The sequence below is a fragment of the Microcoleus sp. D3_18_C2 genome, assembly GCF_036702395.1.
Taxonomy (GTDB): Bacteria; Cyanobacteriota; Cyanobacteriia; order Cyanobacteriales; family Microcoleaceae; genus Microcoleus.
The window spans coordinates 257640-280398 of sequence record NZ_JAUBTG010000004.1 but is presented as its reverse complement, the minus strand read 5'-3'; the positions used below and the strand labels follow the sequence as shown (position 1 = coordinate 280398).

Sequence of the window (22759 nt, the reverse complement as noted above, 5' to 3'; positions counted from 1 at the left end):
GCTCAAAGTAAAAGTGAAAGGGGAGGGACTTGAAGCCTCCCATGTCTATAAATGACTATACTTTTACCAGCTATGAGGATGTGGCGATGCGGAGATTTTATACAAGAACTAATGGCAGACTCATCTGATGCGTTAAAGTCGGCTATTGAGTTCTCCCTAAAAATAAAATGGCCCCACCGCTGAAGGGCTGTAGGGCGCAAGGACAGTTAAACGCTAACTTGATTGTCGGGAAATTTAGCATCAATGATACTCTGCTATGTGACGATTTTACGATCGTCCATTCACTAATCAACTCTCCCGTATCAAAAAATGTAACCCAGCACCGATCGAATTCAACCTGTCCTATTCTAAAAACAATACCTCATGCATTCTGACTAGCAGCTCCCTAAAGCTGCTTTTTTATTGCGATGAGTTTTTGGCTGCGGGACTTGCGGGTTCTTGGCAATAACATTTTGAGCAACAGTCGCTACACTTCAATACTGCCCTAGGGGTTTTCAGTTCCACTCCAGGTTTGTCGGTAATGGGTAATTAGTAATTGGGAATTAGTAACGCGCAACCGGGAATCGGCAATTGAGAAGCTTTACCTCACGAGGCTGGAAAACTGCTATGATTACGGCGCGGAACGGGGAATTAATCCGGGGGTGGGGGATTGAAAAAAAATAAGCTGTATTTATTGATGGGCGATCTGATAGTTTTCGGCTAAATATCCATTGCGAGTTATAGAATTTGGTTGGATGAATTTCCCGTTCCGAATTAAGAGAATACGAGCCTGCCTGTTTTTGCCCAAAACTCGATCGCTCCGCCCAACCCCACACCTGTTAAAGAAATGGTAGCTAATACCGCAAAAGCCCGCCAATTTTTCCAACCAGATATTTGAATATCGAGTCTTGCCAAAGCTCCGGCTGAAATCAAGAGTAAACAAGTAGCAAAAAGGTGCATCCAAGCAATAATTACTACTGCTACAAAAGCTCCTAAAATTATAGAAATAAAAGCACCCATATCACTCGAAAACCACCGCAAAATTAATGCTTTTATGTCTTTCAACGGGAACGAGAAGGCGGCAGTCAACACTAGAATTGAAGCTATGGCTAGAAACCAAGTCAGGTGCGGGGGAACATCAAACTCAGATAATTTCCAGCCAAAAGTGAAATAAGTAACAAAAAGTAGAGTTAGGGAAACCCAAGAGTTTTTTTTCATCCAATGGCACAATTAGGAGAACCAGGCAAAAAAAAAGATGATGCTCCCGATGAGTTTGTACAGGGCTTAGAGGTTAGTAGAAATAGCTTGCACCGGACAAGTAGGGATGCACTGCTCGCAAACGATACAGCGCGATCGAGCAAAACTTAGTTTAAAGCTTTCTGGGTCAAGGGTCAAGGCTTCTGTCGGGCAAACCCCCGTACATAAACCGCAGTCAACGCAGATATCTTCGTCTATAAGTATTTCCCGACTGGCTAGGGAAACGCCGATATTTTGCGATCGCATCCAGTCGATCGCGGCTTCTAGTTGGTCGATGTCCCCTGATAACTCTAGCACCAGTTTGCCCACCTGATTCGGAGCCACCTGAGCGCGGATAATGTTGGCTGCAACATTAAAATCCTTTGCCAGTCGATAGGTGACAGGCATTTGGATCGATCGTTGGGGAAACGTCAGTGTTACCCGTTTTTTCACCCTGCAAGTCCTCGGTAATTTACAAACAATCTTTGTTATCTTCTGTTTTAGCGCACTTAATCTAATTACTGCCTTTAGCACAAATTTTTATGAAATGGGTCTGATTATCTCAAAATGTGGTATAATCTGAATCTATTATTTAAAATAAAAACATAGAAATCAAAGCGCAATTTATTTTATGACCCAGAATTCGCCCAAGTCAACGGTCGCCCCCGTCGCCAAAAATCCCGAAACAAAAGTCGCCACGCGCCTCAGAAACTTATTGATCGTGTTAACAGCGATCGCCCTTTCAATATCCATCTTCTTCGGGCTGCAAACCCAAACGCCGTCAAGCAGTCTCACCGACATGGCAAAAGCTTCAACGCCATTAGAAACAGCTTTGGTAAATGGCAAACCGACACTGATGGAATTTTATGCTAATTGGTGCGGTAGCTGTCAGGCAATGGCTAAGGATCTGAGCGAAATCAAACAGAAATACGCCGAACCGATGAATTTTGTGATGCTGAATGTAGATAATGACAAATGGCTGCCCGAAATCACAAAATATCGAGTAGATGGCATTCCGCACTTTGTCTATTTGAACGATAAAGGCAGCGCCGTTGCTGAAACGATGGGCGAAATGCCGCGCAGTATTATGGAAGCTAACTTAGAAGCTTTAATTGCAGGAAAACCTCTGCCACACGCCCAAGCAGGCGGTCAAGTTTCTAATTTTACTCCCCCCACAGGGCCTGTGAAAACAAGTAGCTCCGACCCCCGCGCCCACGGCTCTCAAGTACAGTAAATGAAGGAAGTTCGGCAACGGATTCTGTAACGGATGTAACGGATGTCAGCAAGAGGGAAGAAGGAAGAAGGAATAAAGAAGAGGGAAAAGGGAAGAAGACTTTAGGAACAGGCAAGATTCCTGTTCCACAAGAAAGTTTATTTGTTGTGGAACAGGCATCTTGCCTGTTCCTGATGGCGATAACTTAGAGAGATTCAAAAGCCCCTTGCAATTTCTGCCAATCTGCGTTGTGGGCGATCGACTACCTCTAAAGAAATATTCACAAAAACTTTTGGGAATATTTATTAAGATTTATTATACTCCTCGTAAGGTGCGTCAGTAGATATTCTCTCACCGCCTAGAAAAATTCAAGACTGACGCACCCTACTAGAATTAGTCTGAATGACGGGGCCGACTCTTCAATCTAAAATCTAAAATCTAAAATCTAAAATCGAATGACTCCTGACAAAACCGGATTCAGTATTAGCGCGACCGCGATTCGTCGCCACATCGGCACCCTCATGCTGACACTTGCTATCATAATCGTGGGCCTTTTCTACATCACCCAACTGCCCGTTGACTTGCTACCCTCCATCACCTATCCCCGCATCGGCGTGCGCTTGAACGCCCCAGGCGTATCCCCAGAAGTAGCAATAGACGAAGTTACTCGCCCCCTCGAACAAGGGCTGTCCGCCACTGAAGGCGTCATGCAAGTTTTCTCCCGCACTCGCGAAGGACAAGTCAGCGTCGATTTATTCTTCAGACCGGGGGGAAACATCGACCAGGCCCTCAACGACGCCACCGCCGCTGTCAACCGCATCCGCAACCGACTTCCCGATACAGTTGAATCGCCCACTCTATTCAAAGTGGACCCTTCCCAGCAGCCGATTTACGAATTTGCCCTCACTTCCGACTCCCTGCAAGGAGTAGATTTGCGCGTATTTGCTGACGAAGAATTATCCAGAGAACTAAACGTAATTCCTGGAATCGCAGCAATTGACGTGGCCGGCGGCGTGCAAGAAGAAATTCAAGTAAATATTGACTTAAATCGCTTGCAATCTTTAGGTGTCAGTATTTCTGACGTTTTATCAGCGCTCGAATCCCGGAACCTGGACACTTCCGGCGGGCGGCTGCGGCAAGAAGCAGCAGAACCTTTAACCCGCACCGTCGGGCGATTTCAGAACGCGAAAGAAATTCAGGCAATTTCTTTTCAAGCATCGGGTTCCAATCCGCCAAAACGAGTTTTTCTGCGCGATTTTGCTCAGGTAATTGACGGTACAGAAGAAGAGCGAGTTAAAGTATTTCTCAATCAGAAATCAGCCGTAAAAATTAGCATTCAAAAGCAGCCAGACGCGAATACAATTTCAGTTGTAGATGGCATCAAAAAGCGGCTAGAAGAATTAAAAACATCCGGGGCAATTCCCGAAGGTACGACTATCGTTACTACTTTTGATGAGTCTAAATTTATCCGCGATTCTATTAGTAACGTCGTATTTTCTGGTTTAACCGGGGCTGTTTTAGCGGGGGCATCTGTATTGCTTTTCCTCGCTTCACTTCGCCAAACTTTGATTATTGTCCTGGCAATTCCCCTCGCAACTTTAATGGCGATTATCCTGATGGGAGTTTTTGGCCTATCTCTGAACGTTTTCAGTTTGGGTGGTTTGGCGCTGGGTGTGGGAATTGTGGTCGATAACTCGATCGTCATGCTGGAGAATATTGTCGAAGGAACCAGCAATGCAAACAGTGCCAACGGCAAGCAGCGTTTAAGTAACAAGCAGTTGATTCAGCAAGCAGAAAAAAGCAGCCAAGAATTAGAATCAGCTTTATTTGCTTCCACCATCACTAACTTAGTTGCCGTACTGCCATTTTTGCTCATCGGCGGCTTAGTTTCCTTACTTTTCAACGAATTAATTCTCACCATCACCTTTTCTGTCGCCGCCTCTCTGATTGTCGGATTGACAGTTGTACCGATGATGGCTTCTCGACTGCTAGCGCTGCGGGTATCCAGCGGTTTGAGCAACTTTTGGCCGCTGCGCGCATTCGATCGAGCTTTTACCAATGCTACCGCCGGCTACGGGAAATTTTTATCGGGAGTAGTGCGGTGGCGGTTGATTATCATTGCAGTAGCGATTATTGGATTGGGTGGCGGCAGTTGGCTGATGGCTGGTCAAATTCCCCAGGAAATATTGCCCAGAATTAATACCGGTCAAGCGAGATTGTTTGCTTTGTTTCCTGCAGGCACAAATTTGGCAACCAACCAAAAAATCATGGCAGAAGCTGATAAAATTATCCTCAGCCAACCAGAAACTCAATACACTTTGACGACGGTGGGCGGGCTGTTATTCGGCAACAATACGGTTGAGAATTTGCTGCGCGGCGGCTGCAACATTACGCTGAAACCGGGCACCAATACATTGGATTTTGTGCAGCGAGTTACGCAAGAATTGAATAAAATTGATTTGCCAAAAAACACTCGTTTGCGCCTGATTCCAGAAAATGTGCGGGGTTTGGTTTTAACTAATTCGCCAGTGCGGGGCGCTGAAGTAGATGTCCTGCTTCAGGGCGAAAATGAACAAATATTGCAGCAAACTGGCCGCGAGATATTGGCAACTTTGGATCAAAAGGTAAAATTAGCTCGTTTTCGCCCGGATGGAGACCCGCAGCAAACGGAAGTGCAGATTCGCCCCAACTGGGAACAAGCGGAAGTCTACGGGTTGAATGCGAGGCAAATTGGAGAGGCGATTCAGACAGCAATTCAAGGTTCTGTTCCCACGCAATTGCAGCGGGGAAACCGTTTGGTTGATGTGCGGGTACAGTTCGATCGCGATTCTGTCCAATCGGTTTCGGAACTAAAATTTATTCCTTTAACTGCTAGGGATAACAGCATTATCCGCTTGAGCGATGTGGCGAATATTGAACTGGGAAAAGCGCCGGGGGAAATTCAAAGGCTTAACCAGCGCCAAGTTTTCTTGATTGCGGGGAATATTAATAAGGGCGCGAGTTTGGGCGATGCTTTGAAACAAGTGGATGCAGTTTTGTCAGAAATAAAATTGCCGCAAGGAGTGCGAGTCATACCGAGTTCGGCGGCGGAAACCAACCGGGAATTGCAAAGTTCGCTGATTGTTTTGGGTTCTTTGGCGGCGTTTTTGGTATTTGTGGTAATGGCGGTGCAGTACAATTCGCTTGTCGATCCGCTGGTGATTATGTTAACGGTGCCCCTGGCTTTGGCTGGGGGGATTTTCGGGTTGTATGCGACTAAAACTCCGATCGGCGCAACGGTGATTGTGGGGGCGATTTTGCTGGTGGGAATTGTGGTAAATAATGCGATTATTATGGTGGAGTTGGCGAACCAAATTGGGGAAGATGAAAAGGTCGATCGCGCCACAGCAATTCTCAGGGCCGCACCTCAGCGCTTGCGTCCGATTTTGATGACAACTATTACTACAGTTTTGGGTTTATTCCCCCTAGCTTTGGGCATTGGCGACGGTTCGGAATTCTTGCAACCGCTGGGTGTGGTGGTGTTTTCCGGTTTGTCGCTGGCGACGCTGCTGACGCTGTTTATTATTCCGTGTTTTTACATTTTGCTGCACGATTTATTTGGTATGTTTGCAGGGAATAAGAAACCGCAGGCGGTTGCTATTCCTGTGCAGAAGGTGGGGAGAAAGACTCCGAATTTGTAATAATTTAGTGCCAGCAAATACGCGCTTTTCCCACAATCCGACAGGGAATGAATTCCCTGCCTCATAGCGAAAGTCGGTTAAAACCGACTGTAGATTTTGACGGGAAGTGCGATCGATTTTAGTCCTCTTTCAGAGGACTTTTGCTATGAGACAGGGAATTCATTCCCTGTCGGACTGTCGGTTAAAACCGACTGTAGATTTTGAGGAAAAATACGATCTATTTCAGTCCTCTTTCAGAGGACTTTCGCTATGAGACAGGGAATTCATTCCCTGTCGGACTGTCGGACTTACCAACAATACTGGTACGGCATTTGATGTTAAGTTGACGCGCCGATAATTAGTCGGTAAGGTGCGTCAGTAAACAGTCTCTGACTCCCCAAAGAAATTCCCGACTGACGCACCCTACGATAAATGCTGCAAGATTTCAGTTAAAATAGAGCTTATTTACGCTGAAATATCTTTATGCTGATTTTACCAAAACATGAAAAACAAATTGACTGGGGTATCTTAGCCATAAATCAACGCACTGATTCCGATTGGACTATTGCGACAAGTTGCGATCACAAAAAAGTCACTTTAGTCGATCGTAACTTGTCGCCAAAATACGAATACCACCTTCCCGACGAAATTAGCTGTTTAGCCATCAGCCCCAAAGGCGATTTGCTGGCAGCAATTATGGCAAATGGCAATCATTTAGCAATTGTGGCAGCAGAAAACCAGCTAGTTTTTGAAGAACAGCTACCTAACCCTCCTGTTAAGTTTTCACATTTGCATAACAAGAATGGATTTCAGGACTGCTGGTTTGATGCAGACGGCGTGCGTTTTTGGTGCATGAAATTAATTGAAATGAAGCAAGTCGAGATTCAAATTCGCGATACCAGTTCGTGGCAAATCCAGCGACAACTTTTGCTCAAAGACCCTCTTGGCGCCGGCAGTTCTTTCTCGTTTCACCCACACCCAGAAAATCACATTTTAGCTCTTTATGCTGCTGCCGGTCAGCACGGACAGCAAATCTACTGGCTTTATGATGATGGTACGAGAATTCATGCCGTGGAGGTTCCCTGTCTCTATGACACAGCGCCTCCAGAATTTCATCCTGCTGGTGGCGAATTTGTGGTTATAAATAATTACGATCGACAAATCAGCCGATTCAGTTTTCCTGACTGCAATCTACTTGGAATATGCGAATGCCCTTGTCCTGATTCGGATGACTGGTTTAGGTACTCTATGTGCTACCTATCAGACGATCGCCTTCTAATTGACACCGTTGAAGGGAGAATGTATTTAATCGATATTGACAAAATGGAAATGTTAGATGAACTGATTTTAAGCGGTCATGAACCGCGTCCTTCTCAAGAACTTTATCCTAATCTTAATGAGGAAGAAGGGCTTTGCAGCGACTTGGACTGCTTTTATAGATTTGATTCAGATAGGATTCTTTCGGTTCACTCACAACTGCCGAGTCAAAAGCCTGAGTCTAAACAGAAGACATTAGTTATCTTCGGCGGAAAAGAGCTGTTTGGTTCGCTGGCGGAGGTACAACAATCCGCACCATACAGTAAATTATTCATTCAATCTTTAGGCATTTCTTAATGATTTTCAATACAAAACGCTTCTTGTGCCGTGTTAGCTTTTCACTCGCTTTCCCACAATCCGACAGGGGTTGAAACCCCTGCCTCATAGCGAAAGTCGGTTAAAACCGACTGTAGATTTTGACGGGAAGTGCGAGGGATTTTAGTCCTCTTTCAGAGGACTTGAGCTATGAGACAGGGAATTCATTCCCTGTCGGAGTGTCGGATTTACCAACAATACCGCTACTGCATTTGATGTTAAGTTGACGCGCCGATAATTAGTCGGTAAGGTGCGTCAGTAAACAGTCTCTGACTCCCCAAAGAAATTCCAGACTGACGCACCCTACGATAAATGCTGCAAAATTTCAGTTAAAATAGAGCTTATTTACGCTGAAATATCTTTATGCTAATTTTACCAAAAAATGAAATACAAATTGACTGGTCGTTCTCACACATAAATCAACCCATTAATTCCGAGTGGGCGACCATTGTCAGTGGCGATCGCAAAAAAGTCACTTTAGTCGATCGCAACTTGTCGCCAAAATACGAATACCAGCTTCCCGACGAAATTAGCCATTCAGCCATTAGTCCCAAAGGCGATTTGCTGGCAGCAATTATGGCAAATGGCAATCATTTAGCAATTATGACAGCAGAAAACCAGCTAGTTTTTGAAGAACAGCTACCTAACCCTCCTGTTAAGTTTTCGTATAACAAAAATGGATTTCAGGACTGCTGGTTTGATGCAGACGGCGTGCGTTTTTGGTGCATGAAATTAATTGAAGGCGGGGAAGTCGAGATTCAAATTCGCGATACCAATTCGTGGCAAATTCAACGACAACTTTTGCTCGAAGACCCTTTTTGCTGGAGTTCCTTCTCGTTTCACCCGCACCCCGAAAATCAAATTTTAGCTCTTTGGGCTGCCGCAGGTCAGGACGGACAGCAAATCTACTGGCTTTATGACGATGGTACGGAAATTCACGCCGTGGAGGTTCCATGTCCCGATGACACAGGGCCTCCAGAATTTCATCCTGCTGGTGGCGAATTTGTGGTTGTACACGATTGCGATCGACAAATCAGCAGATTCAGTTTTCCTGAGTGCAATCTACTTGGAATATGCGAATGCCCTTGTCCTGATTCGGATGACAGGTTTAGCTACTCTACCTACCTATCAGACGATCGCCTTCTAATTAACACTGGTAATGGGAGAATGTATCTAATCGATATTGAAAAAATGGAAATGTTAGATGAACTGATTTTAAGCGGTCATGAACCGCGTCCTTCTCAAGAACTTTATCCTAATCTCAAGGATGTTGAAGAAGGACTTTGCAGCGACTTGGACCGCTTTTATCGATTTGATTCAGATAGTATTCTTTCCGTTCACTCACAACTGCCGAGTCAAGAAGCTGACTCTACACAGAAGACATTAGTTATCTTTGGGGGAAAAGAGCTGTTTGGTTCCCTGGCGAAGGTACAAAAATCCGCGCCTTACAGTAAATTATTCATTCAATCTTTGGGAATCTCTTAAGGATTTTCAATACAAAACGCTTCTTGTGCCGTGTTAGCTTTTCACTCGCTTTCCCACAATCCGACAGGGTTGAAACCCCTGCCTCATAGCGAAAGTCGGTTAAAACCGACTGTAGATTTTGACGGGAAGTGCGAGGGATTTTAGTCCTCTTGAGCGAGGACTTTAGCTATGAGACAGGGAATGAATTCCCTGTCGGACTGTCGCTTAAAACTGAGATATTGCACCATTCTCAATTAGACGTAGGGGCGGGTTCGCCAACAGCCTTAAAGCTTGCAAATAGGTTCTATAAACCCGCCCGACCCCACGAAAAATCCTCTTATTGATATTGCTGCAAGATGTCGGTTAAAACCGACTGTAGAGTTTGACGGAAAGTGCGATCGATTTCAGTCCTCTTTGAGAGGACTTTTGCTATGAGACAGGGAATTCATTCCCTGTCGGAATGTCGGATTTACCAACAATACCGCTACTGCATTTGATGTGAAGTTGACGCGGCAACAATTAGTGGGTAAGGTGCGTCAGTAAAAATTCTATGACTCCCAAAAGAAATTCCCGACTGACGCACCCTACGAGAATTAGTGTGTTTGACATCTGAAGTCTTTATGCTACAATGATACTACACAATCCAACCAGGCAAAACAAACTTAAACAAAAATGCCCTACGAAAAATTAGACATATCAGCCCCAAAACCAGTATTATCTTGGGCAAATCACGCCCTGGGCGAAAAAGAAACCAAGATGACCGCAAACGTAGCATCTTTGCCCTTTGTATTCAAACACGTCGCACTAATGCCCGACGTACATTTAGGAAAAGGTGCTTTAGTCGGTTCAGTAATTGCCACAAAAGAAGCGATTATTCCGGCGGCTGTGGGCGTCGATGTGGGTTGCGGTATGTCTGCGATAAAAATGCCATTCAAAGCCAACAAACTAGAAGGCAAACTCAAACAAATTCGCCTCGATATCGAAGCAGCAATTCCAGTCGGATTTTCGGAAAACAAAGAAGTAGAAACAACTGTCACCAACTGGCAAGGATGGGGCGAGTTTAAGGAACTTCATCAAGGTGTGCAGCACCAAAACAATAAAGCCTTAAAACAAATGGGTTCCCTCGGCGGCGGTAATCATTTTATTGAGGTTTGCGTTGATACTGAAAACTTTGTGTGGCTAATGCTGCACTCCGGTTCTCGCGGGATTGGAAATTTGCTCGCACAGCAGCACATCGAGACTGCTAAAGATTTAGCTAAACTGGCAGAAATTAATCTGGCTGACAAAGATTTGGCTTACTTTGTGGCGGGTACGCGCGAGTTTGCGGCTTACTGGCACGATTTGCAGTGGGCGCAAGATTATGCTCGTTTTAATCGCGATGTAATGATGAATCGGTTTAAGCGAATTGTGGAAAAGCACGTCGCGGGTGGCAAATCTGTTAAGCCGTTATTAGAGGTGAATTGCCACCACAATTATGCGGAAAAAGAAGTGCATTTTGGCGAAGATGTGTATGTTACTCGCAAGGGTGCCGTACGCGCGGATGTAGAGGATTACGGGATTATTCCGGGTTCGATGGGGGCGAAATCTTTTATTGTTAAAGGGAAGGGAAATGCTGAAAGTTACTGTAGTTGCAGTCACGGTGCGGGGCGGTTGATGTCTCGCACTCAAGCTAAAAATGTATTCACTCTCGATGATTTGGTGCGGCAGACTGAGGGGGTTGAGTGCCGGAAAGATGAGCAATTTTTAGATGAAATTCCGGGGGCTTATAAGCCGATTGATGAGGTGATGAGTCAGCAGTCGGATTTGGTGGAAGTTGTGGCGACTTTGAAGCAGGTGGTTTGTGTCAAGGGGTGACAGAAACTGGTTTATTTGTACTTCATATCGTTTCCGGTTGTATCGGAATGATTTAACCGCAGAGGGCGCAGAGAACGCAGAGGGAGAGAATACAGAGAGGAATAATTCCGATGCTACCGGATTTGATATCACTTACCTGGAAAGTGCTTTATGGGAAGAGGGGGGAAATCAAGCCGCTGCTGATTTCCCCCCTCTTTACAAACGCTTTGTTTTCTGAAGCTTTTTCTCTAACACACCATTTGTCTTGACTCAATTTCTAGCAAGCGCAGCAGTGTTTCATCGCCCTTGGCTTTGGCTGCTTGCTTTCTACGATCGAGAATATTGCAAAGATTCGCTTGGTGCACTTGCGCCACTTCCACAACTGTTGGGTAATAATCCACCCTCGCTGAGGCGCTAGCTGCTGCGACATCACGATCGCCAGCTTGAGCATCTCGCTTTTTGGTATGGTTTGGGCCGCCGTATTTTCTGGGGTTGGGAATGTGTCTCGGATACCGATAGTTCCAGTTTTGACCCCGGTATTTGCCCGCGACTTCCCCTTCGATCATATCGACTGTCGGAATGTCGTACTCGTAGTTTGAACCGCGATAAGTGAGTTTCATATTTTTTGATCCTTATATTTATCGAGATAAAAAGGGCAATCAGGTCAGCGTTGGTTTTCTTCGCTAAAACATTTTTAGTTTCTGTATTCAATTATACTGTTTTTTTAGATAAATCGCTTTTTTTTACAAAAATTAATATTTTGAGGGGGAGACGGCAAGAAAAAACCCGCCGCAGCGGGTTTAATCCAGTTTCATAAAGTAGCGCTAGATATTACCCCCCCAACCCCCCCTTATTAAGGGGGGGCTAAGACTTCATCCATAGCACATCTTTAGAAAAATGGTATTAATCCAGTTTTTGACTGCTTCGAGCAGCCCCGGAGCGAAACTACTTCGGTTCCGAATAACTAGCCGACTGTCACCTGATCGGTTTGCACGTTTGTGGCACCTTCTTCAGCAGAGGCGATCGCCACCAACTTGTCGAGAATTTCCTGACTGGGAACTTGACCTTTGAGAACAACCGTGCTGCTGAGCTGAGCAACCCAAACAGTCTCGATATCAGCAACTTCTGCATCGCTGTCAAAAGCTAAAGCAACCCGCTTCGCGAGGCCACTTTCGTCAAAATTTCCGTCTGGGCCGACTTTAGCAGGAGCGATGGATTGCGCTTGTGCTGCTTGCTGTACTACTTGTGCCATCGGTTCAGCCTGGGGTGCAGGCTTTTCGAGTCCGAACAGTCTTTTAAACCAACCCATAGTATTTGAGTCTCCTGAAAATACACTTTTTACACAATAGCTCTAGAAGTCCAAAAGACTCGTAATTGTTGCAAAACTCAGCGAAATTTATCAAAATGTTTTCCGGTAGACTTTCACAATCTCAAATCTCCCATGATATGCAGATGTTAATTTTGCTATTTTATGTCTAGGATGCTACGCCTTGGATTGCAGACCAGTAGTCGAAATAGTTCCCACTTTTACCTTGAACAAACTGCACAGCGCGCCGGAATACATTCCCGGTTTGTTTAACTACTGGGGACATCTTGTGCTGGTCATCGAACTGTGTCCACGGATACAAGGGACGCTAAACCCGCGCTTAATTGGGGGTAGCCCTGCATATACGCTGTCAATCTAATTCTTAACTTTTTAGATAATATTCTTCTGCTTCTGACCAATTGAGTTTAAGCAAGGAATCATCTCCCCATGTCAGCTTGAGACTCGGCTTAATGGCTTCCACGCCCAAAGCGCTAATAATTTGCGCTGCGACAGCTTTCGCCAATAGCGGCGGTACAGAATTTCCGACTTGGCGAAAACCGTGCCATTTTGTGACATGAAATCTAAACCAGTCAGGATAGGAATGCAGTCGCGCAGCTTCTCTGACTGTAATGCACCGAGGGGCGATCGGGTGAATCGGTCTCGGCGAAGTATAAGCCCCCCTAGCCCTGTCGGTTCCGGCCCTGAGAGTGTTGCAAACTCCGTCGGGGTGAAGCTTGTAAAAACGGCTGATCGGCTCTTTTTCGCCGCGTTTTGCCGCCTGAAACCTTTCTATACATTCCTGAGAATGTTTAGTTCGCAAACTACAAGAGAGGATTTGTCGATCGTACTCGCGATCGTAGGAATAATCATCATCCAAACCATCAATTCCGCGCATTATACTCGCATAAGTGCTGCACTTTCCGTACTCTGCCATTACCCAATCTCGGTGCAGCAACTCGCTGTAGTTTTCCACTTCCGGCAAATCTCCAATCGCATCCCAAACAGTCGGAACAGCAGGTAAATTAATTTTTTTATAGCGTTTAGGAATTTTAATTTTGGGCAATATAGTAGTTTGCTGAGGGTATTTGGGTAGCTCATAACCTGCTTTGCACCCAATCAAAAACAATCGTTTGCGAGCTTGCGGCACTCCATAGTTAACAGCGTTGAGAACTTGATAATTTTCTTCTACTTTATAGCCACGTTTCAGAAAAGAGCTAATTAAAACATTCAGGAGTTCTTTGTGTTCTCCTGATGCAATTCCCGGTACATTTTCCATTACAAAAAACTTGGGTTTTAGCTCCAAAACTAAGCGCTGAAAGTGAAAAATTAGAGAATTTCGTGGATCGTCCACATCGCGCTTGCCCATCATCGAGAATCCTTGACAGGGCGAACCGCTGATTACTACGTCTATCTCGCGCCCCCCGATCGCCGATTTTTTCCGAATTTCCGAGCCCGTAAGCTGTGTGACATCTTTACACAGAATAGAACACAGCGGGAAATTAAACTCGTGTGTGGCGCAGTGAATAGGGTCAATTTCGACTGAGGCAAGTACGTCAAAACCTGCTTGTTCAAAGCCCAGAGTCATGCCGCCCGCACCTGCAAATAAATCAACAGCGATCGGTCGCTTTTTCCGATTGCTTGGCATAACATTTCAATAAAAAAGTTGCTTTAATAGAAATTAAGGAAATCAACAGCGTTTCTGGTAATAAATCGTGAATTTGTCCACGAGCCAGCCACAAAGGAACCGGGTTTATACATAACTTTTAAATACAAAAAATGCTTTAAGAAGCTGTATTTAATTTGACATTTTTCATTATTTCCGCAGCCGCCCGATCGCACACGCCCACATCTCCGAGACTTTCCCGCATTTCCCGATAACCCGCCAAAGTTTGCTGGCGCCGATCGGCATTTTGCAGCAATTCCAATGCGTGATGCACTATATTTTCCGCAGTCGCCTCGTCTTGCAGCAACTCCGGGACGATCGGCTTCATTTGCACCAAATTGGGCGGAGACATAAAAGGAATCGAAAATTTCAGCACGTGGCGAAAAATCCAAGCCGTAATTGGACTGACGCGATAGAGGACAACTTGCGGAACATCCAGCAAAGCCAGCTCCAGATTAACAGTACCAGATTTAGTAATCGCCAGATCGGCAGCAGCCAAGATTTCCAGAGTTTGATTTTCTAACAGAGTAGCCCGCAAACCGTAATTCTCGATCGCCTGTTCAATTTTGTGGCGAAAAGCGTTATTAGCAAGCGGAATCCAAAAATGAACTTCCGGCAATTTAGCTTGAATAATTTGAGCTGCCTCAAATATAACCGGCATCAGGTACTTGAGTTCTTGGTGTCTAGAAGCGGGAATTAGGGCGATCGACACCTGTTCCGGTCCAATTCCCAAAGTTTTGCGGGCAACTTCCCGGCTGGGCGCAGATTGCATTCTATCCACCAAAGGATGACCAACCCAACTCACTTCGGCTCCTTTTTCTCGATAATAACAAGCTTCCTCTGGGAAAATTGCCAAAAGTTGGTCGCAAATATTGACAATCAGATCAGTATTGCGAGGAGAAATCGACCAAACCCATTCTTGAGGTGCGATGTACCAAACCACGGGCAAATCAGGCAAACAGCGGCGGATATAGCTGCCAATACCGAGATTTGGAGTCAAATAATCAATCAATACAACAGCATCGGGGCGGAAGTTTTTGAGATATTGTTTAGCTTTTTGCTGAACTTGGATCGTTGGCCAAATATACGGCACTGATTCTATAAGGCCCATAGAACCAATGCCCAAAGTATCGCCTAAAATAGTAGCCCCAGCTTCCGCCATACGAGGGCCGCCCAATCCTGTTATTTCTAACTCCAAACCAGCCGCGACAGCGTGACGTTTTAAGGCTGCAACTAACAAAGAGCCTTGCAAATCGCCCGAAACCTCACCAGTGCTGATAAAAATTTTCATATTCTGACTTTATACAGGTGAGATGTTGGCTAATAACTCGGTAACAGCATCATATTGATCGGGCATATTAGCACAGCGTAGCAGTAATTCTAAGTCCAGAGCGGGAAGGAATGTACTCCGGGAAATCTGCTCATAATTTTCACCTGTTAAGTAATAGAGAGATAACTGACTATTTTGCCAAAACCAGACTTCCCGAACTCCCAATCTTTTGTAGAATTCTAGAGTATTTATCCCGCCACTGGTAATTACCACTTCAATAGCAATATCTGGGACTATTTTTTGGGTTCCTATATCATAGGAATCATCCGGCTCTTTTCTACCGCCTAATTCTCTGTTACCCAGAGTCGGGCCGCCCTTGCCGTAAAATCTAATCCCATTTGCTCTCATATATGCCTCTAGCAGCATACAGAGAGTTTTCTTGATTATTTCGTGTTCGGGCGAGACAGTCATAATTTGCAGTATTTTATCGAGATAGAAAAATTTCACACCTCTGACATCTTTAAAAGCTGCTTCTATCGCTTCAAATTGCTCCCAACTAACATCTGAGAACCTGATGCAGCCATCTGGTTCTGTTTCAGGGGATGTAGATTTGACAGAAGTATATACATTCATAGGGCAACAGTCGCTTAGTTCATAGGTTTATTCTACCTCATTCACTTTTTGCCAGGAATCAAACCGCGTCGCCCTTTGGTTATAGACTGCTGCATAAATCTCCGCAGGTGCTGCAAGTGGGCGTTTTCTGGCAACAAATCCAACTGTTCCAAAGCTCGATCGAGAGTGTAGCCAGAATGGTATAGAATACGAAAAGTTTTCTTCAAAAGTAGCAAATCTTCTTGGGTAAAACCGGCGCGTTCGAGGCCTATTTTGTTGATTGCTCGCACTCTCGAAGGATTTCCCTCGACTAGCATATAAGGAGGCACATCTCGATCGATCCTGCTCAAGCCGCCCACCATAGACAAACGGCCGATTTGGACAAACTGATGAACCCCCAAAACACCGCTCAAGCGGGCTTGAGACTCGATTTTAACGTGTCCGGCTAAGGCTACAGCATTAGCGATAATTACTCGATCGGCGATCGCGCAATTGTGTCCCACATGAACATAAGCCATCAATAGATTATGATTGCCAATAGTCGTGCTTTCCCCCGCTCCAGTAGCGCGGTTAATTGTCACGTATTCCCGAATGAGATTGTTGTCGCCAATTTTCACCCTAGTTAGAGAACCCTCATATTTCAAATCTTGAGGTTCCAAACCAATCGCCGCACCGGGGAAAATTTGATTGCGAGCGCCTATTTCTGTTAGCCCGTCGATAATTGCATGAGCGCCAATCTTAGTCTCCGGCCCTATTTTCACTCTTTCCCCAATTACAGCATAAGCTCCCACTTCTACAGTCGGGTGAAGTTCAGCGCGGGGATGAATCACAGCAGTTGGGTGAATCAAAGTAAGCATTTTTTATTAGTCAGTTTTCAGTTTTCAGTTTTCAGTTTTCATACAAAATCAAGCTTAAATACCCCGTTTATTTCTTAGTCCGCGGCGGACTTCGTTTGTGTAGTAGCGATTGCAATCGCCGAATCATCAAGGAGTAACAAACCAGGATTTAGTATCAGTAGTCAATTGTCAATTGTCAATTGTCAGTGGTTATCAGGAATATAGAGAAATCCCCAAATAACACATAACCAATCACCAATCACCAATCACCAATCACCAATCACCAACTTAATCTACCATCGAAAACGTCAATTCTCCTTCACAAACTTTTTGTCCGTCTACTTCAGCCAGAGCCTGCATTTTTGCGAAGCGGCGGCGTTTTACCCACAGCAATTCTACAGTCATCAGCAACTGATCGCCCGGTACAACCTGACGACGGAACTTGACTCGATCAATTCCGGTAAACATCCACAATCCTTGCTTGATATCGGGCAACTGAGCCAGAACAATACCGCCAACTTGAGCCATCGCTTCGACAATTAATACTCCAGGCATAATCGGCCGTCCGGGGAAATGCCCTTGAAAATGCGGTTCGTTAAAAGTCACATTTTTAATTCCTACAGCCTTCTCGGACGGCACGTAATCAACAATCTTGTCAACCAGTGCAAAAGGATAGCGATGAGGCAATAATTTCTGAACTTCTTCGAGAGTAAAAGTAGATTTAACCGCTGGAGAATCTTCACCGTTTTTGGTGGGGACGGATTCAGAATTAGCAGTATTGAGGGTGTTAACTTCAGTCAGCGTAGACATTTCTTGAAGAATTTTGAGTGTGGTATGGCAGAAGGCAGAAGGCAGAAGGAAGATGTAATCTTAACAGAAGATCGCCTGTTTTTTCCTAACTTTTATCTAGCGTAGCTAGAGCTTGGGAGTTCAGGGCTTGGGCGAGTTGGACGTGCAGGTTGTGACTGGCTTTGTAAGCCAAGTAGTGAGCTTTTGGCCAAGTTCCGAGCAGACTGAGGTCGCCTACTAAGTCTAGGATTTTATGGCGCACTGGTTCGTTGGCAAATCTCAAAGGCGGGTTGAGCCAGCCGGATCGATCGCAAACTAGGGCGTTTTCTAGGGTACCACCTTTGATCAAACCAGCTTGTCGCAATTGGTCAACTTGGCGAGCAAGTCCAAAAGTGCGGGCTGGGGCGATCGCCGTCGCAAAACTTTCTGCCTCTGGCGACCAACTGTACCATTGATTGCCGATCGCCTGTTCCTCAAAATCAATTCCGTAACTAAATCGAGTTTCGGCTGAGGGTAAAGCTGCTGCAAAAGCATCCCCGTGACGCACCCAAATTGGCTCACTAACGACAAAGGAGGAAGTGGGGTATTGCTTAGATTCTTGAGGAACTAAGCCGGTATGGGCGATCGCCTCTACCCAAACCAGAGCCGAACCGTCCAGCAGCGGCACTTCCGGCCCATCAACCTCAATTCGAGCATTATCCGCTCCCATCCCCGCCAAAGCGGCTAATAGATGCTCTACAGTGCGAATTTGAGCATCGATACCTGCCAGTTCCGTTGAAAGTGCAGTCTGGCAAACCGCCTCAATTTTTGCAGGAATTCTCGGAGCACCAGGCAAGTCAATTCTGACAAAATAGCGACCTTCCCCAACCTCTGCAGGCAAAACTCGGACGCGAGTTTGTTCGCCGCTGTGCAAACCGATTCCCGACAGTTCAAATTCAGATTTTAAGGTACGTTCAATAGTCATTAGTTAGTAGTCAGTAGTCATTAGTTAGTAGTCAGTAGTTAGTAGTCAACTGTCAACAGTCAACTGCCAACTGTCAACAGTCAACTGCCAACTGCCAACTGCCAACTGCCAACTGTCAACTTAGAATCGCTCACCAATTCCAAAGTGAATTTGATTGTCGCCAGTGTCGTTGATACCGTAATCGATCCGGATCGGCCCTAAAGGAGATTGAACCCGCACGCCGATGCCGTAACCGTAACCGCTACCGGGCTTTTCGCGGATACCTGCCGGGTCGCCTGGGACATCTTTGCCCGTGCCCAAGTCAGTGCCAGCATCCAAAAATAGCGCTCCGCCGATAAACGAAATAATCGGGAAACGGTACTCAACGCTGGCCTCTAGGAAGCTGCGGCCGGCTCCCATGTCGCCTTCGTCGTATCCGCGCACCGAGTTGGCGCCGCCCAAGGCAAAGGCTTCGTAGGGAGGCAAATCTCCGAATACGGTGCCGCCCCTAAAACTGAATGCCAGGGTTTGAGGGCCGGCGGTAAAGTTAGTGTACTTGACTGGTAGGTACAAGCTGTAGCTGGCCCGCAGGCGGTTTAACAGGATGCTGCCGGAACCTACAGGAATCGATTGTTCCATCCCAAATCTGAGCAGGGAACCGCTAGTGGGGCGGAGGGGGTCGTTGCGCCGATCGCGTACAACACCTGCTTGCAAAGTTGTCAAGTCATCCGAACCCGAATCGCTAAAACTCAACAGGTTGCCGAGTTCGTCCTCGGATTCGCGCCGGCCTTTGCGATCGGTAATTGAGACTCGCTGGTACTGCAAGCCTACTGAAGCTGTCCACTCAGAATCGGCAAAAGGATTCCGATCCAGGGGACGGGTGAAATTGATACCGGCACCAGTACGATTGATGCGGGGTCGATCGTCGTTGGGCAATCTGACTTCCCGTTCGCCGCCGTCAAAAATCACGCTGATCGATCGTCTTCTAAACGCATTAATCGTATAAGAAGTCCGGTAAGGATCGCCCGCAATCCAGGGATCTGTAAAACTCAAGTCAAACAGATTTTGGCGTTCCCCGATTTGTACTTCAGCCCCCAATTTCTGGTTCCTACCTCTCAAGTTTTGCTGCTGGTAACTCAGCGTACCGAACAAACCCGTCGCGGAACTCAAACCTGCACCAGCCGCCAGAGAACCGGTATTTTTCTCAATGACGTTGACAATTACTCTTGCCTTGCGGGGGTCAGTCGTTCCCGGTTCCAAGGCAAGTCGCACGTCTTCAAAAATTCCCAAACCAAACACCCGTCTCAAATCTCTTTCCGCCTTGGTGCGGTTAAAGATGTCTCCGGGCTTGAGTTCTACTTCGCGGGTGATGACAAACTGACGGGTGTTGCCTCCGATCGGCTGACCCGTCGCATCTGTTGCCTCTCCCTCCTTGTTCAGGAAGCGGACATCAACGGATTCGATCTGGCCTTCTGCCACTACCAGGGTGACAGTGCCGTCGTCTGCTACTTGCGGGGCATCAGTGATTTGGCCCAAAACATAGCCGTTCTCTTGATACCACGCATTAATTTTTTTCACTCCCTCTTCAAAGCGGCGGAGGTTGAGAATTTTGCCGTATTGATCGCGGAAGCTTTCGTCAATTACGCTTTGGGGCAGCACTTGCTGACCGGTGATTGTCACTCCCTGCAGCACCGGATTTGGCTGCACAATAAAAGTCACCCGGACGCCCAACGGGGTGTCTTCCGGTACTGCCCGCACGTTTCTAAAAAAGCCCGTGGCAAAAATGGCGTTGATGTCTTGTTGCAGTTGGCTGCGGTTGGTTGTGCGTCCCGGTTGGGTGCTGATGACTCGGTAAATTTCGGTTTCCAAGTCTTCCGTCGCGCCGGTGACTGTAACTTCTGCTACTAGCACTTGCGGTTCTGCCGCCCCGGCGGGTGCAGGGGCTTGTCTCGGCTGCGGTGCCCGGCCAGGGGGCAATGGAGGAACGGTGTTAGTCGGCGGTCCCGTCGGGGCCGGTATTGTCGGAACTTGGGCGTTTTGAGCGATCGCCTCGGATTCATCTGGTTTCCCTAGCTCTGCTGCGATCCAGGCGGGCGTTACCGCCGCTTCCGATGGGGGGAGCGAGCTTTCCTGTTGCGCCTCTGGCAGGGCGTTTTGGCTGCTAGAGGCGGGGGAAGGGTTGGATGCTAGCTCGGGTTTGAGTTCAAGGATCGGAGGTGAAACCGGGGATGGCGGGTCTGTGACTTGGTTTGGGGGTTCGCGGTCGTTCCCTCCTCTGGCAGGGGCCTCCGCTATTTTTAGGGCTTCCCCTTTGCTGGTTTTAGCGGCTTTAGGGTTTTGAGGAGGGTTTGGGGTTAATTCTGGAAGGGGGCGATCGGGTAATTCGATCGACGGGGCGGGCCCGGCGGCAGTCAAAGCTTCCTCTGCTGATTCAGAGTAGGATGTTTGGCCGGAAGCAGAATTTGATAACCCGAATGTTGCTGAGGCAGTAAAAACTGCCACCAATACAGCAGATAAACGCATTTTTGTTCACTTTTTTGGAATCCACACACCACATTAGTCATTAGTCATTAGTCATTAGTCATTAGTTATTAAGTCGGTTGAATTTCGCGCTGATCGCTAATTGATGACTGTTGACCGCTGATTGCTGACATCGAAAGCAGAAGGGTAACAAACTGTGCAATTCTAGCGCATTACCAAGGCCTCTAGACTTTCTGAGCGAGAACGCGTTGGAGAACTTGCTGGTAAGCGGTTTCTACCGATCCTAAGTCGCGGCGGAATCGGTCTTTGTCCATAACACGGGCGTCGGGGTCGGCTTCTGCATTGTCCCAGAGGCGGCAGGTGTCGGGACTGATTTCGTCGGCGAGGATCAGATTTTGATGTTGGTCGATACCGAATTCTAGTTTGAAGTCTACCAGGGTGATGCCGCACTGGCTGAAAAATTCTTTGAGTATTTCGTTAATTTCGCGGGCGGCGATTTCTAGTTGGTCTACTTGTTCCGGGGTGGCTAGCTGCATTAGCAGCAGCCTGTCGCGGGTCAGCAGCGGGTCTCCCAAATCGTCGTTTTTGTAATAAAACTCGACCAGCGGCGGATTGACAATTGTGCCGAGGGCGAGTCCGGTTTGCTTGCAAAGACTGCCGGCGGCAATGTTTCTGACTACGACTTCCAAGGGCAAAATTTGGACGCGACAGACTCGCATTTCGTTGGGGGCCGGCGTGTCGATGAAGTGGGTGGGAATGCCTTTGGCTTCTAGCATCCGAAACAGGTGGGCGGATACGGCGCAGTTGATTTCGCCTTTGCCGGCGATGCTGCCGCGTTTCTGGGCGTTAAAGGCTGTGGCGTCGTCTTTGAAGTGGGTCAGCAAAATTTCGCTGTCTTCGGTGGAGTAGAGGATTTTGGCTTTGCCTTCGTAGAGTTTGCGATCGGCTGACATGGCGATTAATAATAATGTAGATGAGTTTTAGATTTTACCGTAGCTCGATCGGGTGTTATTGGCGAGTTTTTGGATCTCCGCTGCACCGCTCATCCTCTGACAAGCGAATTTCTTCATGTGGTACCCGCCACGTGATTTATCCGTGGAATCCATCCCAAATCTCAAATCTAAAATCCTCAAGCCCCCGCATTTATCCGTCGGGTCAATCCAAAATCTCAAATCTCAAATCCAAAATCGAATGACGGGCAAGTACGCCTGCAGGTAGATACTGTCATCGACCCCGGCATAAATGATTCTTGACAAAGGACAATAGATATTAAACCTGCTGGGTTCGCGATCCGTGCTGACAAAACCTCGCCAACGAGACGGGCGCTTAAAAAACATCTAGAAAATGGCTGATTTATGCAAGACAAAAAAATTCATATTCTTTTGGTAGAAGATGATGAGGTTGATGTGATGAACGTCCGGCGAGCTTTCAAAAAAAATAACATCGTCAACCCCCTCTACATTGCTGCCAATGGATTAGAAGCTCTAGCTATATTGCGTGGACAAGGAAAAATAGATCCTCCCATGCCTCAAGCGCGCCGGTTGATTTTGCTGGACTTGAATATGCCGAGAATGAGCGGGATCGAGTTTTTGCAAGAATTGCGACTGGATGAATGTTTGAGGTCGATTCCGGTAATCGTCCTCACAACTTCTAATGAAGATAGAGATAAAGTAAAAGCTTATAATTTGAATGTAGCGGGCTATATTCTTAAACCTGTTACTTTTTCTAACTTTGTGGAAGTGATGGCTACCCTAAACAAATACTGGATGCTGAGTGAAATTCCCTAAAATAGGGAAATTTGAATAGAAAAATTTTCAAGGGGGCTTTATGATTTTTCAGCGAT

The 22759-nt window shown here is 46.5% G+C and carries 18 protein-coding genes; 6 read left to right on the top strand and 12 right to left on the bottom strand.

Annotation, left to right across the window (positions count from 1 at the left end):
- Window positions 1-753: 753 nt before the first annotated feature.
- Together QUA88_RS05045 and QUA88_RS05040 are read right to left on the bottom strand one after the other, a co-directional pair.
- Window positions 754-1197 (bottom strand): hypothetical protein, encoded by a 444-nt coding sequence (locus tag QUA88_RS05045; protein ID WP_333058561.1) that lies wholly within the window; start codon window positions 1195-1197, stop codon window positions 754-756.
- A 66-nt stretch (window positions 1198-1263) separates the two neighbouring features.
- Complete coding sequence (locus QUA88_RS05040) at window positions 1264-1668, bottom strand: NIL domain-containing protein (protein ID WP_190741019.1); 405 nt, start codon at window positions 1666-1668, stop codon at window positions 1264-1266.
- A gap of 178 nt (window positions 1669-1846) precedes the next feature.
- On the opposite strand from QUA88_RS05040, the gene QUA88_RS05035 reads away from it, so the two are divergent.
- The 5 genes from QUA88_RS05035 to QUA88_RS05015 all read left to right on the top strand — a co-directional run bounded on the left by QUA88_RS05035 (window position 1847) and on the right by QUA88_RS05015 (window position 11037).
- Window positions 1847-2449, top strand: coding sequence for a thioredoxin family protein (locus QUA88_RS05035; RefSeq protein WP_333058562.1), 603 nt, complete (start codon window positions 1847-1849; stop codon window positions 2447-2449).
- A 434-nt stretch (window positions 2450-2883) separates the two neighbouring features.
- Window positions 2884-6108: an efflux RND transporter permease subunit gene (locus tag QUA88_RS05030; RefSeq protein ID WP_333208285.1), complete on the top strand. Its 3225-nt coding sequence runs from the start codon at window positions 2884-2886 to the stop codon at window positions 6106-6108.
- Between the two features lie 462 nt (window positions 6109-6570).
- Complete coding sequence (locus QUA88_RS05025) at window positions 6571-7701, top strand: hypothetical protein (protein ID WP_333270558.1); 1131 nt, start codon at window positions 6571-6573, stop codon at window positions 7699-7701.
- Between the two features lie 381 nt (window positions 7702-8082).
- Window positions 8083-9204 (top strand): hypothetical protein, encoded by a 1122-nt coding sequence (locus QUA88_RS05020; protein ID WP_333270555.1) that lies wholly within the window; start codon window positions 8083-8085, stop codon window positions 9202-9204.
- 651 nt (window positions 9205-9855) lie between these two features.
- Window positions 9856-11037 (top strand): RtcB family protein, encoded by a 1182-nt coding sequence (locus QUA88_RS05015; protein WP_333262233.1) that lies wholly within the window; start codon window positions 9856-9858, stop codon window positions 11035-11037.
- A gap of 227 nt (window positions 11038-11264) precedes the next feature.
- Here the strand turns inward: QUA88_RS05015 and QUA88_RS05010 are convergent, their stop codons facing one another.
- From QUA88_RS05010 to purC, 10 genes are all read right to left on the bottom strand, one after another.
- On the bottom strand, window positions 11265-11636 hold the full coding sequence (locus QUA88_RS05010; RefSeq protein WP_333208289.1) for a DUF4278 domain-containing protein: 372 nt from the start codon (window positions 11634-11636) through the stop codon (window positions 11265-11267).
- 344 nt (window positions 11637-11980) lie between these two features.
- Window positions 11981-12325: a BON domain-containing protein gene (locus tag QUA88_RS05005; RefSeq protein WP_333053154.1), complete on the bottom strand. Its 345-nt coding sequence runs from the start codon at window positions 12323-12325 to the stop codon at window positions 11981-11983.
- Window positions 12326-12704: 379 nt separating this feature from the next.
- Window positions 12705-13967, bottom strand: a complete 1263-nt coding sequence (locus QUA88_RS05000) for a DNA cytosine methyltransferase (protein ID WP_333053155.1) — start codon at window positions 13965-13967, stop codon at window positions 12705-12707.
- A gap of 136 nt (window positions 13968-14103) precedes the next feature.
- Window positions 14104-15276, bottom strand: a complete 1173-nt coding sequence (gene lpxB / locus QUA88_RS04995; RefSeq protein ID WP_333270550.1) for a lipid-A-disaccharide synthase — start codon at window positions 15274-15276, stop codon at window positions 14104-14106.
- Window positions 15277-15285: 9 nt separating this feature from the next.
- Window positions 15286-15888 (bottom strand): Uma2 family endonuclease, encoded by a 603-nt coding sequence (locus tag QUA88_RS04990; protein WP_333053159.1) that lies wholly within the window; start codon window positions 15886-15888, stop codon window positions 15286-15288.
- 41 nt (window positions 15889-15929) lie between these two features.
- Entirely contained in the window at window positions 15930-16724 is a 795-nt protein-coding gene (lpxA, locus tag QUA88_RS04985; RefSeq protein WP_333053160.1) for an acyl-ACP--UDP-N-acetylglucosamine O-acyltransferase, read from the bottom strand.
- A gap of 267 nt (window positions 16725-16991) precedes the next feature.
- The gene (fabZ, locus tag QUA88_RS04980; RefSeq protein ID WP_333053161.1) at window positions 16992-17513 is read right to left on the bottom strand and encodes a 3-hydroxyacyl-ACP dehydratase FabZ; all 522 of its coding nucleotides are present in this window, start codon (window positions 17511-17513) and stop codon (window positions 16992-16994) included.
- Between the two features lie 85 nt (window positions 17514-17598).
- On the bottom strand, window positions 17599-18456 hold the full coding sequence (gene lpxC, locus QUA88_RS04975) for a UDP-3-O-acyl-N-acetylglucosamine deacetylase (protein ID WP_333053162.1): 858 nt from the start codon (window positions 18454-18456) through the stop codon (window positions 17599-17601).
- Between the two features lie 120 nt (window positions 18457-18576).
- Window positions 18577-20958, bottom strand: a complete 2382-nt coding sequence (locus tag QUA88_RS04970) for a BamA/TamA family outer membrane protein (RefSeq protein ID WP_333053164.1) — start codon at window positions 20956-20958, stop codon at window positions 18577-18579.
- Window positions 20959-21140: 182 nt separating this feature from the next.
- On the bottom strand, window positions 21141-21869 hold the full coding sequence (gene purC, locus QUA88_RS04965) for a phosphoribosylaminoimidazolesuccinocarboxamide synthase (protein WP_333232148.1): 729 nt from the start codon (window positions 21867-21869) through the stop codon (window positions 21141-21143).
- A 402-nt stretch (window positions 21870-22271) separates the two neighbouring features.
- Here purC and QUA88_RS04960 point away from each other — a divergent pair, with 402 nt between their 5' ends.
- Window positions 22272-22703 (top strand): response regulator, encoded by a 432-nt coding sequence (locus QUA88_RS04960; protein WP_333053165.1) that lies wholly within the window; start codon window positions 22272-22274, stop codon window positions 22701-22703.
- The last annotated feature ends 56 nt before the right edge of the window (window positions 22704-22759 follow it).